The sequence below is a fragment of the Novipirellula herctigrandis genome (assembly GCA_007859835.1).
GTDB lineage: Bacteria > Planctomycetota > Planctomycetia > Pirellulales > Pirellulaceae > Novipirellula_A > Novipirellula_A herctigrandis.
The window spans coordinates 1,383,011-1,397,780 of sequence record SJPJ01000001.1; the positions used below are offsets into that span (position 1 = coordinate 1,383,011).

Here is a 14,770-nt window from a genome sequence, read left to right on the forward strand (position 1 = left end):
TCCACCGAAGAACGGCATGACGCGTTTACAAATGGAAACCACATTGGCCGTCCTCGGTGATGGCGGTCGTTACCCGACAGAAGCCACCCTATGACTAGCGTGACAATCAACGGCATTCACGACGTGGCCGCACCCGACCCATGCCACATTGTCGATCTGACGATTCGCGATGCTACGGTCGACTGCGAACGTTTAAAGGGAATCGTATACGATGCAGTGGTTGATCATCGCGCGACCCAACAGGCACCGTTCGGAGAGCACTATCTCTCGCTGGATGACGGTTCTGTTATTGGGGACTATCGGTATGGCTGGGATCATCCTGAGATCTGGATTGCAGACATCCGCGTTGCCTTCTTAATGCACTTTCTCGAACCGGGACGTAACATAAAAACGCCGTATGGTTTGGTAGCGATTCCTGAAGCGACCGTAATGCCTCGTCGCTTAGCGGGGTTGAAATACGAATCGCCATACTGACAAACAAGAAGCGGGGAACCATCGGTTGCAACGGAGGCCGCGAGTTGACGTTGTCGAAGTGGAGAGTCGCTCGCGCGGCCCCGCTGAACCGTACCGTTCCGTGTTTGAAACGCGTGGTGTCCTGATGTCGCCTGTTACCATGCTGGCCTCGGACAATGACATTGCGGGCAAGTATGAGCCGATCCAAGAGTTCACAATACACAAATAAAACGGTGATAGAGTGCCTGCTGTAATCGCCCTGGACATAACCGGCAACGTCACAGGACGCTGGTCGTGGCGTCCGCACGATTCCATATAGTGGATTACCAGTTCATGCACCAGAGTACGGATTGTGAGCCTTTGCATGTGACTGCCTTTACTCACCGTTCCCCGTGACGGCGGACGTTATTCCACCAAGGTTTGGAGATTCTCTGGCGGAAAGAACAGGCATATCCCTAAGCGGTGGCACGCTGCAACATGGGCAGCGGTCATGCGATGGTCGGCGAGGAGCGATGGTTGCACTGCAATTTGTCCGCTGCTGATGAACTGCATTGCAACCGCTTGCTCCGACAAGGTAATTGTTGCTTTCCAATTGAACCGTCGTTATAGTGATGTTTTGATAAACGGATGCTGTTTTATGAAGCGGTCACCCGTTACCGCAGGGGCCGAAGGCCGAACGGGCAGTGATTTGTCGATTGCTTCGCAATCGTGATTAACGCGGTGTTTTACCCGCATCCGCGTGACAACGTTAAATTGAACCGGAGGACGGCTGGGCCGTCTATACAAAAGGGTTACGTCTTTCCACATCCCCTGTGGTTTTGGATGTTATCCGAGCGAATTCATCGTGTACCTGTGGCGCACTTCCGCATCAGCGAGTATCAAATTTAGGTTTTGCTCGCTCAGGTAGTGAAAGCCTCTACTGCATTGTGGTTTAGAAACAACAGTCGTAAGACCTAGGAAAACAAAATGCTTAGGATGTGTACTCGATTATTCTTGTTCCTTGTGATCGCCTTCCCGTTCACATTACCACTCGGAATTGCGACCGAGATTGTTAGTATTCAGTCCAACTATACGTCCAGTGAGGGTATTCAAGCGGGTCGACTGATAGACAATCCTGGTTGGGTAGGATCTGGATATTTAGACGTGGACCCGACTGTGGGCCGCGTCATCCATCCGATACAAATAGGCGTGCCAACAGACTCCAACGGCCCCGTTCATTTTTCGACCGGAGTCCTCGACACGTTTCCCGGAATGACGTTTGGAGTTGGAGATCGTATCAATGTCCAAACCCAGCTTCAGTTCACTTTGGGCACATTTAGTTTCGGTCAGGAGATCGCGAGAATCGGTTTCTCGCGAACACCAGCCGGAAAAATCGAACACGGTTTCGCCATGTCGTGGAACGAGGGCAGAACCCAACCGTCGGAGCAGGCTGGAACCATACGCTTCTTCCCAGACATGAACGACAGTGGTTTTCGTGATTATCCCTTTTCGAACGACGACGCCAATTCAATCGGCGTTCAAGGGCGTTATGCGGGACTGCGAAATTCAGTCAGCGGAACGGACGACCTCACGTCAAATCCATTCCTTATTAACTACGAGGTTGAGTACTTAGGTGAGGTTGAAAGTGTCGGAGATAACGTTTGGGAACCCCGACGTTTGGAAATCACCGACCAGGTGTCGAATGCGACCTTCTACTACGACTTTGGTTTTCAGTTGCCGCAGACGATCCAATTTGATGGCACAAACGCGTTCCTCGGGCAAGAGTTAGCATCCAATGGCAGAAGTTCAAATGGATTGATCGTTACCAGCGATTCTCTGAATATCCTGTATCGCGGGAATCCGATGGCAATCGCAGTCCCAGAACCGGGCAGTTTCCTTTGCCTCGCACTCGTGTTTGGAGCGATCTGTCTTCGCCGGAAGGCACCCGAACGCGGTCTAGTCTGTGGCCGGTGAACGGTCGCGTCTCGGAGATACCCAGCGTGCCAAGCCGGCTCATCGAGCATATCCCAGATGACCTCGTTGCACGTTGGCGGAACACTTCGGTATTCTGGTCGCGTCTCGTAATCGGCGGAATTCTAGCCCTTTGGGTACCGCTCGGCGTTGCACTCGCATGGCTCCCTTATCGTCGCGGCACGGAGTCAGTGCAATGGATGGTGTTGGTGATTACAGGACTGACGCTATCGCTAGCCTGGCTGCTGGTCGTTTATTTCGCTGGGTGCTTCACGCGGAATCGCTGGACGAAATCGCGACTCCCCGTCATCGAGCTTGACGCCGCTGTTTTAACGCTTACCTGGAATCGAGAAACGATTGAAGCAAGCGTCGTTGATTGCAATTTGCGTCGTGGCAGGGCATGGCAAATGAAACATGCGACGAGAAAAGCAAAACGTGTTCCGTTTGGCGATCGCGATCTGATCCTAATTGATTTCCCTCCTTTGTACCGCGATATTCTTGGTCTTACGCGATCGTATACCACTGTCGCTGTTGGCTACACTGTCGCTGTTGGCTAGACGGATGAATCGAGGCGGCTATGGTCCTCTGCACTTGGCATGGCAAGCGGCGAACTTTTTGATGCACCGGAGACGAGTACCGGGGTTTCAAACAATGGTTGAGCCTTCTCTTGGGTCCGGCGATGCGAGTCGCCCTGGCTGTGAGAATCCGTTTCACTTGATGCAATGACCAAGACACCAAACCCCTATGAGCCACTTTCGCAATTGACGAAATTGCAGGATGAACGCGCTGGTCGTTCGATTCCGTTTACTTGGATTGCGTTTTACTTGGCTGCGTTTGTCCTGCTTCTGTTCACGATGCCCGCCACCAGTCATTCAGACAATTGGTCGGGGATCTTTCCTGCATTCGGTATTTTGATGTTCGGTGCTTACCGATTGGCGCGCGCCGGAGCTCTACCTTCCACTGCTTTCCTATACGGTTGCAGCACATCATTTTTGTTCCTTTTTCGATTCTTATCGATGGGACGATTTCGACTGTGGCTTGAATTTCGAGCACCATCCACAACCGGACTAGTCGTAATGTGGATAGCTATTTGTCTATTCTTGGGCGGTTGCACTGCGGGTGTCGCGTCCATTGTCCGCGATGAGGACTCCGCAACCGATGACCAGCGCGACCATTCGGATTGACGAGCGGGAAGACTTCATCTCGTGTAAAATGAGTTCGATACTTGCAAATTCACCAGTACAACCCATCGTACCGGATCGTTGGTCGGCGACTTTTTCTACGATCGCTGCTGCGAGCTCGTCCAATGATTTTCGCCGTTATTCGACACGGTCGCTCGCACGGGAAAACACGAAATGAGATCTATCGCTCCATTTTTGCTTGTCGCCGCATTTTTGCTCATCGCTGCAGCAACGACCTGCGGCGCGGAAACGCCGGCGAATACATCGGGGTTGCCATTTCTTCAAATCGACACAGATTATCATGTTCAATTCCCGGACCACATCAAGGCCTTCACTCGAATCAGCAGCAGTGTCGATTACGGCAAGACGTCCAGTGGTCAGCGAATTCCTGTTACGACCAAGGTCACCCATGTCGTCACCGTATTCACGATCCGAGAGCTCGGCCCGTCGCAATGGGCGTTACTTGAGCATCCATCGTCGCTGTCAGACGCAGCAACATGGAATTTACAGCGCACTTCGGCGGCAAAGCTGAACTCTCAAAATATCAAAAAGCTTCAATCCACTGACGACGGCAAAAAACGTTTGGAAGATCTGCGACGTTACGCCAAGAACAGCGTTGACACTACCCAAACATGGGTAAACCTTGCGCATGCGTTTGCGATTTCGCCACTACCCACGGAAGACACTCGGCCAAAGATTTCGGTAAACGTAACGATCGGCAAACGCAACTCCGATTGAACGTGAGATGCCTGAATTCACCATGAGGTCGCTCACGAACGAAATCGATTCGTGCCATGTTTTCGATCCGTGGATCGATGTTCCTGGCGTAATGCAAAAATGTACAGGCCGGACTTCCGCCAGAGTGGTCGCAGAATCATGCGCGGCCCTGGCGCGTGCCGCAAGCATGGTAGGCTATAGCAGACGGCGTCATTTTAGCCGAGTATCCATTCCGTCCAATTGAAGTCTACTGATCCCAATGCATCACATTCGTCAACTCGTCGATGCTGACTGGCCTGCAACATGGAAGGTGATCGAACGAGTATTTCGCGTTGGCGACACATACCCCTATTCGCGCGACACAACGATGGAAGAGGCATACCGCATCTGGGTGTCGACGCCCGCGAAAACGTATATTACCGTAGACGATTCGGGTGCGATCCTCGGAACTTACTACATCAAGCCGAATCAACCCGGACAGGGATCGCATATCTGCAACTGCGGCTATATTGTCTCCAACGCGGCGCGTGGACTTGGCATCGCGACCGAGATGTGTGAGCACTCGCAACGTCAAGCAGAAGCGGATGGATACCGGGCGATGCAATACAATTTTGTTGTTTCAACCAATGCCGGGGCCGTGAGACTATGGCAGAAGTTAGGGTTCGATATCGTCGGGACGCTTCCTGAAGCGTTTGCTCACCCCGATGCGGGCTACGTAGATGCCTACGTCATGTACAAAAAGCTCGGCTGAAACCCACCGAATGCACCAGAGTCCCCGATAACCCGAAACTTCATCTGACCGAAATGCGAATGCTGAGTTTGTGGCAAAGACGTGAGGAGTAGCTTCACTTTTGATTCGAGCACTTAAATTTCGATCCGCCTTCTTCCTGTTCTTGATTGCCGGACCCTTCATCATTTTACCATTCTTGGCATCGATGCCGACGATCACGGTGGCTCGCGTTGCATGGAGGTTCCCGGCTCGACGATTTTGGAGATTCGGAGTAACGGTATTCGCTATGATGGCTTTCCTGATCAGATGCCCACCGTCGCCGCTATTTGTTGGACTCGAGCAACCAATTCCAATTGCGTCGCTGTACGCACATACGGAATGGAATTCGGCTATTCTTTATGTTGCTGTCTCTCAATGCGACTTTCTGAACGCAGCATTGATAGCAGCCTGTGTGATGATACCGGTCAACGCGACCAACACGTTTTTGCAAGACGACACCGATATTGGACTCAAAGAAACGCATCTCCAATGGTTGCAAAGTGATTCCACGTCCGGCGTGGTCATCGACCAAACGATTGGTGATTTTCATTTTAGGAATAACAATGACAACTAGGTTAGCAACCGCGATTCTCGGCGCACTACTTCTGCCCTCCGTCTTGCCAGCGCAAAACGAAACGGCGAGATTTATTACGCGGATGAAGAATGACGACGCAAATGGTGACGGCAAGTTGACACAAGCCGAGTTCACCGGTCCTGATCGGTTGTTCCAACAACTCGACGGGGATGGTGACGGGGTGCTGGTTCTGACAGAGGCAGCAGAGAAGCTGAAAGAACGCCGGACAAGAGTCGGCAATATGCCTAGACAAGCTGCCGGAAATGCTGACAACAGAACGCAACCTGACGAATCTCGTCCGCGCGCACCAGGCATACGTGGCAGAGCGAGAGCACAGGTCAAACCGGATTTTCAAAACGTGCGATACGGTGAACATGAACGGCATGTTTTTGATATCTACCAAGCCGACACGGAAAACAAGGAACCTGCACCGTGCATGATATGGATTCATGGCGGAGGATTCAGGAGGGGCGATAAATCAGAAGGAAGCTTGTTCTCAACCTTTTTCACAAACAATGGAATCCATTACGTGACGCTCAACTATCGCTTGAGTCACCAAGCGATCGCACCAGCTTGTTTCCAAGATTGTGCCAGAGCCGTTCAATTCATTCGCCGAAATGCCGATAAATGGAACATTGATAAATCGCGAATCGCCGTAGGCGGCGGTTCGGCCGGTGCCGGTTTAGCGCAGTGGCTCGGCTTTAGTGAAGACCATGCTGATCCATCGGCCGCCGACCCCGTCATGCATGAGTCAACCCGAGTTTCGGCCCTGGTCTTGCTCAATGCGCAAACGTCATACGACTTCCGCTGGATCAAGCAACACATTCCCGGCGATGCTTGGCAGGGCGATGGATTGCAGGAACTATTTGGATACACCATCGAGGATGCTGACGAAATTGCAGCGGCGAAATATCGAGTCATCGAAGACTGCTCGCCGATCAACCATTTCAGTGCAGACGATCCGCCAATCCTGTTCTTCTATCGGAGGTCAAAAGATCCAAAGATCGCAGAGCAGAATGCGATGGATGGCATTCATCATCCCCTTTTTGGTCTCGAACTTAAGAAGCTTGCGGATAAATTGGAATTGCCTTGCGAGGTATTTACCGTTGAGAACAGGGAGGATCTTGCATTCTACAATCGCAGGTGGGACTACACGGTTAGCTTCTTGAAAAAGCAATTTCAAATGGAATGAGTACGCTGTCCAGATTTCTCACCGTCATGCCGCCATTGAACCGCCATGGATCCATTTGCTGACGCTTACACCCGGAATCTTGTGGTAAGAAACGGCGATTTGCCTCTCCCTATCCGTCCACTAAGCGCTGGACAAACACAGAAAGAGCAAGCGAAAACAATCGAGTATTGGGACGGGTGGCCGACCGAACCGATTCCCTGCGACAACGCTTCAGATCAACGCATTGGTCTATGGCTATCCGCTCGCCACAAGTTTCTGCGCGAGTGCGTTCGTTGGCACCCGTTGCATGCGGTACGACTGAATTAGCGGACACCGACAATGACCCAAAAAATCGAATTAGTCGAAGCAAATGACGAATCCCCCATTTGCCCTCACTGCGAAAAGGAACTCGATAAAGTCCTCTACAAGTCAAAAGGCTTTCCACTCTTTTCCGGAAGGCACACCATGTATTTCTGCCCGCATTGCAAAAAGGTCATCGGCTTTTCACAAGGCCGAATGGCATAATCATCGCGTGCACATGAAGTCGAGCTTGCGACCGGTTTCCAGCGGCAGCCGAACTCTCCTGACCCGGTGACTCCGAACATAATCCCACTCTCCATTCACGCACAAATACGCAAGAAGATGGCTAGACAATTGACGTTTTCCATTTTGCTGCTAGTTGTCGGCAGCATGTTTTTCGCAACGTGAATCGTGCCTCGATTGGAAAACGGAATTCACTATTTGCCGACGCCTGGGAAAGGCTACTCGTCTGGCTACGGAGGCGCCAGACAATTTGGATGGCCCGTTGCCATTGCGACCGAGCCGTTCTCAGCACGCACTCCCTATGCCACAACGTATTCACCGATCGATCACGCGTTAGGGCGAGACGACATTGCCGTATACGATAAAGCTAACTCAATGATGACCGGTGTGACACTCAACCTAATCTTCTTTGCAACCGCGGTTCTATCTGCGGCAATTGTGATATAGGTGTTTTTTGATCGCAAGTTTTTGCTGCGAGAATTGATGGCTATCGTAACTTGTGCCGCTATCATGATTGGCACGCGGGCATACACCCGGGCACGTCCGAATCCGTACCTTTGGCACCGTACAACAAAAGCGGGTAACATGGTGTGCACCGGAGTGCTGGATACGGCTTTTTCAAGTGGTAACTCAAATCGCCGTCCCCATTGAGAGCAACCGCTACCCGCCGAGAACCCAAAAATGACACGTATCGTATTTACCATTCTCTTGTTTGCAATCAGCGGTCGCCCCGCAATGTGCGATGGCTGGAGCCGTTTGTTCAATGGCACAGACCTTACGGGCTGGAAAGCCAACAACACCTCGGACTCATTCTCGGTCGTCGACGGATTGCTTCGTGTCCAAGCGACGGGTCGTACCGCGGCACACCTTTTTTTCACAGGTGACCGAAAGACAGGAATCGAACCGATCAAGAACTTCGAACTCAAGGCAGTGGCCCGCTCGGAGCCTGAATCAAATGGTGGGATCTTTTTCCATACGGACATGAAGGTCCGTAACGCAAAAAAGCATCTTGCCAATGGTTACGAAGTCCAGCTAAACAGCTCGAAAACGGAAAATCGCAAAACGGGCAGCCTCTACGCAGTCGTGGATCTAGCGACCTCACCCATCGATGAAACTCAATGGTTCAGCATACGTATCTTAGTAAACGGAGATCACGTTGCCGTCTTTATAAACGACGAGCAGGTAATTAACTACACCGAACCGCCGAATCCGAAACGTCCACCGAACCGTGCTGGACGGGTACTCAAAAAAACGGGTGGTGCAATCGCACTTCAGGCGCACGACCGAAACAGCGTTTGGTATTTCAAGGACATTCAAATGAAACGACTGCCGTAACGCTCACCCAATCAAGGCGGCTAGCTACGCGCGGAACCGTCAGGAGCCGACATCGCGTTTGCAGGTTCAAGCTAAACGCGGTGGCCCAGGTAATAAAAAGCATTTCCCTACATTAAGCATCGATCGTTCAAATGAATGTCGTCCAGCCTACCCGAGTCTCACGCACCTATAATCAACGTCTCGCCGGCCCGCCGGATGCTGTATTTCCTTTGCTATGCCCTGTACGAGAGGCTGACTGGATCGAGGGCTGGGCCCCACTCCTGGTCATCTCTAATTCGGGCGTCGCTGAGCCCGATTGCGTGTTTGTCACCTCCGCTAAGCCAACCGATGCTGTTTGGTATATCACTCGCCACGAGCCGCAATCCGGCTTCGTAGAAATGATCAGGATCACGCCCGGCATCACTGCCTGCAGGCTGACAATTCAAGTCAGTGCTGTCGCGGACGGATCAGTGGCGGCGGTTACGTATTGCCATACGAGCCTCGGACCTGAGGGCGATGCGTTTGTTGCATCCTTTACCGACGAATACTATTGCAAAATGATGCAAGACTGGGAGTCACGGATCAATCACTATTTGCTTTGCGGTTCAATGTTGCGGTCAAGCGGAGAATGACAAGTCCATGCACCGGCGCGGCCGTTGTCTTTCAAAGAATATCCGCAGTGACGGAGAAAACTCATGCGAAATCGACTGCGATGTATTGTCATTGTGGCTTTAACAGTCGCCTTGCCGTGTGGATTCACAACTGCCGATAAAGGAGACACTGCTTCGCGACTCCGTTTTAATACACAGAGTCCAAAGGCAGCGCCCCTTCCGGTCCGAGAATTGAGTGCTGAAGAACGGGAAGCGGTCCGCGAGTGGTGGCAAATGACCTCGCTAAGCGAAGGCGAGATCCTGAAACGTATTGCGCCGCCCTTTCCAGCTTGTCGAGCGGCATACCACCAGGCAATGCACCGACGAGACGGCGACGTGCTGGTGCCACAGGTCATGTTCATTCGCTGGAGGCCTGGGAACACGCGTTCGGGCGGTGGCGATCACGAACGAATGGCGCGGATATCCCTTATCGTTGACAGGCTGCTGGATATCGCGATCGAGCGGGAGGAAATTGAAGGAGACCCGAAACTATTGAATTCGACAATCGACGGTGATTGGATCGTCCGTGAAGGCTCGCCAACGAATGAGGTCCTGCCACGACTCGAAGAGATCCTGCGGGATGAGTGCAAACGACCGGTGAGACTGAGGCTTGAACAGGCGGAAAGGGAAGTCATTGTAGTCAGGGGTAAGTACCAGCCGACGCGGACTTCCGGTCGCCATGAAATCCGCCTCTACGGACGAGTCCACACGGAACGACCAGGAGGTGGTGGGAGCGGATCCTTCGATCGATTCGTTCGAGAGATCGGATCGTTCATCCATCGCCGAATCGTGAGTGAAGTAGCGATCCCACACGAAGGTCGTTGCAAGTGGCGGTACAACTCGATCAATGTCGAAGGGTGGGATGATCGAGACCAAGACACGGTACTTGCGAACTTGTCAGAGCAGACGGGCCTCGTCTTTGTCAACGAGAAGAGAGTCGTCCCCATCCTCCGCGTTGATCGTGATCAGTAGGCTAGAGAGAAAGAATATCGAAACAGGACAACACGGAGTGCGTGCGGCCAGCGTGTGTCAACCGAAGCATACAACGAACCGCTGCATGCGGAGGCGATTGTCGTTCTGCTATCCATACGTTATTCATCAACACTTAGTGACCGTTTGTCTGAACACACTGTTTGCTTCGACAACGTCATTTGTTGCTTTCAAGTTAAAGCGTCGCTAAACTGATGTTTCGATTACGGTGAACCATGTCACCGAAGGGGCCGAAGGCCAGACGGATGACGCTCGCTCGATGAAATTGGCAGTAGCGGCGATTTTGGCGTTTCGGATTTCAATTCAACCGCAATCACACCCACACGTTGCACCGGCGTTTCATGGGGCGAGTTTACAAAAGGGTTATCCCGATGCCGCCGCTCGCCAATGAGGGACGTTAGGTTGCTAGGCATTGTGTTATTCAGATCAAGAGACATCGTGTTACTTAGAAACTTTGCGATTGTGACCTCCAATATTCGTGCCTTTCTGATTCTCGGGGCCGTGTTTCTCATGCCCTGCTTCGCCCATGGCAATGAGCCGCAGCGCGACGTCAAGTATGACACTAAGCATGAGCGCAACGTGCTCGATTTTTGGCCAGCTCTGAAGAGTGACGGGTTAGCACGTGACGGGCCAGCACCGGTATTCGTCTGGTTCCACGGCGGCGGGTTTCGGGGGGGCGACAAGAGTCAGCTCGAGAAGAATCGATTTTCGACTCTGCAGACCTACCAGAAAGCCGGCTATGCTGTGGTGAGTTGCAACTATCCTTTTCTCGATGAACACATCGACCACCTTGAGATCGCGAACCACTGCGCCCGCGCCGTGCAGTTCATCCGGTCAAAGGCACGCCAGTGGAACATCGACCTGGAACGGCTGTGCTGCGGCGGCGTCTCAGCCGGCGCTCTGATCAGCGAAGTCTTGGCCTACCACGACGACTTCCAAGTTCTGACGGCAAAGGACGCCGTGGACCGCTGTAGTTCACGACCCACAGTCGTGGTCAGCATCATGCAACCGCGAGGCACCAAGGAGTCGGTCTTGCCATTCATGGACAAAGGCGAGGCTCCGATCTTTATCTACTCAAATGCCGCTAACAGTGATCGCATTCACCCTCCCTTGGCAGCGATCTCGATACGTGACAAGGCACGCGAGTTGGGCATCCCCTGCGTTGCGATTGGTGGCGGACGAAATAGCCTTCCCCCAGACGAGAAGGGCAAGACTTGGCTGAGTCTCCAGTTAGAATTCTGTGAAAAACACCTGTCAAATTAGAACGTTCTACGTCGATGAAGGAACACAAATCAAGCTCGGCCATGCACCGGAGTGTTTAGGAACATATTCCAAAATGGCTTGCTTCAAGCTCGTGCTTGGTGATTTGCCTTTTTATCGCATACTGGCTTTGACTCTGTCGCTTGTTGCCAAGTCACCCCCTCTTTGCTTATGGAAAACCATTGCAGCCGCCTACTGAAGCAGACCGCAATTCATCGCAAGCAGTATCATCGGGGTGCGGGTGCCTTTTGTTTGCCCAAGCTTTGGCGGTTTGCGCAACACTTGCCGCCTATTGGATTGGTGGGCGTGGGCCAGGTTTGCTGATACTTCTGTTTCTCCCTGCTGGAATTTTATACAGTGCCTGGGCTTCACATCATACGGTTAACCGATTGCGATGCCCGGACGCACATCGAAAGTCAAAACGGGAAATGGAGAATTAGACTTGCCGAACCAATCAAACTTAGGGATAGGAATCATGTCGATTGCGGATTGCCCACTTGTTATGCGATGCCTTTTCCGTTGCGAGACTGCTAAATCCATATCAACGGCAACCTCCAATTTCACCAGAGGTAAGTCAGGGCGATTCCACGAAATGCTTAGTATCCGCCACCGTGCTTTTTGTTGGTCGACTATCTTATGAAACGCTTCACGTATAGCATTTCAACTCTTCTTCTATTTGCCGCTATGTTTGCGCTCGGTTGGTGGTTTGGCGGTTTTACAACACGGTCCGCCGAACGCAATGCCATGGAACGAACGCGCACCGAAAAGCAAGTTGACTATGTCCTCGCAACTTCCGTTTGGATCAATAAAATGATCGAAATCGCTCATGAGGAACCTGAGGAACGCGACATCCGGTTTCATAATCACCTGATCCTGCAACTCTACGACCTTGCAAGGTTCGAGAAATTCCATACAGGCAATGCGGATGGTGTCTTTTTGATGCATGCCTCAAATTCGCTTCAACACTTGGGCGTAAAAACTTTCCCCGAACTACAAACGGCTGTGCGCGATGCACGGCTTGTTGAGACGGCAAAAGGCCCCTTTCTCGATGAATCGAACGATAGCTACAGCGAGATCCTTGATTTCTTAACGCGTTCCTTGGCCTATGATCCGAATGCACTCATGTTTCCGTAGGAAGCAGCGCCACGGGTCGCACCGGAGCGGGCCACGACAATTCCCAAACATCTCAACGCTTTGTGGGCCAATCCAGCTAATCCTAACCTTCCGCCCAATAGTTGGATTTTTGCCCTGTGGTATTTCTGTAAGAGGCCTGTGCTAATCGAGTCCGACGAAAACGAATTGGCTGATACTGTTATCATGTGATGTTTGCCCGTCCACGGTGAGTAGGCACAGAACCATGGCATGGCCCAAAATCCGGCTTGCATTTTTTAATGGACCATCGCTCCTCCCTACTCGGGATTGCCAACTGCTATACGGCGGAAGTTCGAACAGACACATGCTCTCTATATATACCTCGAAATGACACGGTTTCGCATCTCTTTAGCGACGCCGTTGATATTGGTGCCGATTCTTGGGGTTTTCATTGCATTGCACCAATCCCGATTAGAAGTAGCACCACTTAAATCAAAAATCGAAACAGTGTTCCCCTGCCCTAACTTTGGACATCGCAATACCGGTTGAGCGGGCAACAGCAAACGCCGGAATACCTGTTGACAAGTCGATAACTTCATACAATCCAATTGGAGCGACATACATGGCCGCCTTACCATACGTCGACCCAAAAGACGGAAATCCTACATCGGGTACAATAAAACTTCGCCACGAGCGTGACGGACGGTATCGTGGGGTCATCCGGAACGAACCTTTTTTGAAAATGGAACCTGACGAGAACGGCGAGCGTGGTTTAATCATCACTGTCGTTGACGCCTCCCTTGGGTTTGAACCGCGTCCTAATGAACCGGAAATCAAAGGCGACGAAGGATTACTGTAGAATGCACCGAAGCACACAAAAACGCGGTTCGATTTGGTGTGCTTTCCGATCGTCCCCACTGACCACTGCCGCTAGACCTAAAACGATGATTGAGATGCGAATACTTGGACTGCTGCGACCGGCGCAATCGAGAGAACGTCGATGGCATTCGCCGTCAAGCTTGCGGAGCATCCGATTGCTGCGTCTGCTCATCTTCGCCCTCCTCGCGACCGGCCTCGACGCTTCCGCTGAGGAAGTGCGAATCGTAAGGGACCTTCCCTATCGACTGGCGAATGAACCGAACGACTACGCAAAGAGCCGTTGCAAGCTGGATCTTTACCTACCCGCGTCGGGCACAGAATTTCCCTGCGTGGTATGGTTCCACGGCGGCGGGCTGGAATCCGGCGGCAAAGACAGCGAACGGCAATGGGGCTCGTCGCTAGCCAAAGCTGGTATCGCGATGGCGGCGGTGGACTACCGTCTTAGCCCCAAGGTTCAGTATCCAGTCTACATCCAAGACGCGGCTGCGGCAGTCGCTTGGGTCCACACACACATCGCCCAATACGGTGGCGAGCCCCGTTCCGTGTTCGTCAGTGGCCATTCCGCAGGCGGCTATCTCGCCGCCATGGTAGCGATCGACAAACGTTGGCTCACCGCTGCGGGAATCGACACGGACCTGCTGGCGGGAACGCTGCCAGTAAGCGGCCAAATGATCACACATAGCACGGTGCGCAAAGAGCGTGGCATTCCTCGTTCTACGGAAATCGTGGACGAGGCCGCACCCCTTACCCACGTCCGACCCGGCGCCCCGCCGATGTTGCTGATCACCGGCGACCACGACTTAGCGGAACGCAGCGACGAGAACCGCCGTATGCACGAAGCCCTGGCCAAGACCGGCTGCGACACCTCGCGATTCCGCGAATTCAAGGACCGGGACCACGGTTCCATTAAGGACCGCATGCTAAACCAGGACGATCCGGCGCGGATCGCTTTCGTCGCCTTCATCATGCAGCACCGGATGCGGTGAGGATTGTCGCGACGATGTCCACCGAAGCAGTCCATTCGCCGAAGCACTTAGCTCGCCCAGTCATCGATTTGGAGAAGCCCCGAAATTGCCGTCAACCCGAGTGGCGAAACCGCCCGATTCGCAACGGCACATCTCTCGTTGCGGACCGCTTACGTTGCGGACCGCTTACGATAAACGTCATTTAGCAAACACTCCTACGGAGAAAAAATCATCGTATTTCTACGCTCCTGCTACTTCCTCA

At 52.6% G+C, this 14,770-nt stretch carries 19 protein-coding genes; all 19 read left to right on the top strand.

Translation table 11 applies throughout. From position 1 onward, the window contains the following. The first annotated feature begins 90 nt into the window (after positions 1-90). The 19 genes from CA13_RS04890 (at position 91) to CA13_RS04980 (ending at position 14,529) form a co-directional block, all read left to right on the top strand. A complete protein-coding gene (locus tag CA13_RS04890) occupies positions 91-474 on the top strand; it encodes a hypothetical protein (RefSeq protein WP_146394857.1) in 384 nt (127 codons plus the stop codon). A gap of 25 nt (positions 475-499) precedes the next feature. Continuing rightward, complete coding sequence (locus CA13_RS04895) at positions 500-682, top strand: hypothetical protein (protein ID WP_146394858.1); 183 nt, start codon at positions 500-502, stop codon at positions 680-682. Between the two features lie 737 nt (positions 683-1,419). Continuing rightward, entirely contained in the window at positions 1,420-2,406 is a 987-nt protein-coding gene (locus tag CA13_RS04900; RefSeq protein ID WP_146394859.1) for a PEP-CTERM sorting domain-containing protein, read from the top strand. A gap of 26 nt (positions 2,407-2,432) precedes the next feature. Continuing rightward, positions 2,433-2,960 (top strand): hypothetical protein, encoded by a 528-nt coding sequence (locus tag CA13_RS04905; protein ID WP_146394860.1) that lies wholly within the window; start codon positions 2,433-2,435, stop codon positions 2,958-2,960. Between the two features lie 165 nt (positions 2,961-3,125). Then, on the top strand, positions 3,126-3,587 hold the full coding sequence (locus CA13_RS04910; protein ID WP_146394861.1) for a hypothetical protein: 462 nt from the start codon (positions 3,126-3,128) through the stop codon (positions 3,585-3,587). Between the two features lie 171 nt (positions 3,588-3,758). Further along, entirely contained in the window at positions 3,759-4,322 is a 564-nt protein-coding gene (locus CA13_RS04915; protein ID WP_146394862.1) for a hypothetical protein, read from the top strand. Between the two features lie 238 nt (positions 4,323-4,560). Then, the gene (locus CA13_RS04920) at positions 4,561-5,052 is read left to right on the top strand and encodes a GNAT family N-acetyltransferase (protein WP_146394863.1); all 492 of its coding nucleotides are present in this window, start codon (positions 4,561-4,563) and stop codon (positions 5,050-5,052) included. A 265-nt stretch (positions 5,053-5,317) separates the two neighbouring features. Further along, positions 5,318-5,644, top strand: a complete 327-nt coding sequence (locus CA13_RS04925) for a hypothetical protein (protein WP_419193947.1) — start codon at positions 5,318-5,320, stop codon at positions 5,642-5,644. Next, positions 5,634-6,836 (top strand): alpha/beta hydrolase fold domain-containing protein, encoded by a 1,203-nt coding sequence (locus CA13_RS04930; protein ID WP_146394865.1) that lies wholly within the window; start codon positions 5,634-5,636, stop codon positions 6,834-6,836. The genes CA13_RS04925 and CA13_RS04930 overlap by 11 nt, the downstream gene beginning before the upstream one ends. Positions 6,837-7,154: 318 nt before the next feature. Beyond that, complete coding sequence (locus tag CA13_RS04935; RefSeq protein ID WP_146394866.1) at positions 7,155-7,340, top strand: hypothetical protein; 186 nt, start codon at positions 7,155-7,157, stop codon at positions 7,338-7,340. A 186-nt stretch (positions 7,341-7,526) separates the two neighbouring features. Continuing rightward, positions 7,527-7,805 carry a hypothetical protein gene (locus tag CA13_RS04940; protein ID WP_146394867.1) on the top strand — a complete coding sequence of 93 codons (279 nt, stop codon included), beginning with the start codon at positions 7,527-7,529 and terminating at the stop codon, positions 7,803-7,805. Between the two features lie 234 nt (positions 7,806-8,039). Beyond that, positions 8,040-8,693, top strand: coding sequence for a 3-keto-disaccharide hydrolase (locus CA13_RS04945; protein WP_146394868.1), 654 nt, complete (start codon positions 8,040-8,042; stop codon positions 8,691-8,693). Between the two features lie 131 nt (positions 8,694-8,824). After that, positions 8,825-9,304 (top strand): hypothetical protein, encoded by a 480-nt coding sequence (locus CA13_RS04950; protein ID WP_146394869.1) that lies wholly within the window; start codon positions 8,825-8,827, stop codon positions 9,302-9,304. A gap of 63 nt (positions 9,305-9,367) precedes the next feature. Beyond that, positions 9,368-10,294, top strand: a complete 927-nt coding sequence (locus tag CA13_RS04955) for a hypothetical protein (protein WP_146394870.1) — start codon at positions 9,368-9,370, stop codon at positions 10,292-10,294. Positions 10,295-10,520: 226 nt separating this feature from the next. Continuing rightward, positions 10,521-10,703 (top strand): hypothetical protein, encoded by a 183-nt coding sequence (locus CA13_RS04960; protein ID WP_146394871.1) that lies wholly within the window; start codon positions 10,521-10,523, stop codon positions 10,701-10,703. 47 nt (positions 10,704-10,750) lie between these two features. Further along, positions 10,751-11,575, top strand: coding sequence for an alpha/beta hydrolase (locus CA13_RS04965; protein ID WP_419193948.1), 825 nt, complete (start codon positions 10,751-10,753; stop codon positions 11,573-11,575). 741 nt (positions 11,576-12,316) lie between these two features. Then, entirely contained in the window at positions 12,317-12,706 is a 390-nt protein-coding gene (locus CA13_RS04970; protein ID WP_419193949.1) for a hypothetical protein, read from the top strand. A 580-nt stretch (positions 12,707-13,286) separates the two neighbouring features. Beyond that, a complete protein-coding gene (locus CA13_RS04975) occupies positions 13,287-13,523 on the top strand; it encodes a hypothetical protein (protein WP_146394874.1) in 237 nt (78 codons plus the stop codon). 1 nt (position 13,524) lies between these two features. Continuing rightward, on the top strand, positions 13,525-14,529 hold the full coding sequence (locus tag CA13_RS04980; protein ID WP_419193950.1) for an alpha/beta hydrolase: 1,005 nt from the start codon (positions 13,525-13,527) through the stop codon (positions 14,527-14,529). Positions 14,530-14,770: the final 241 nt, after the last annotated feature.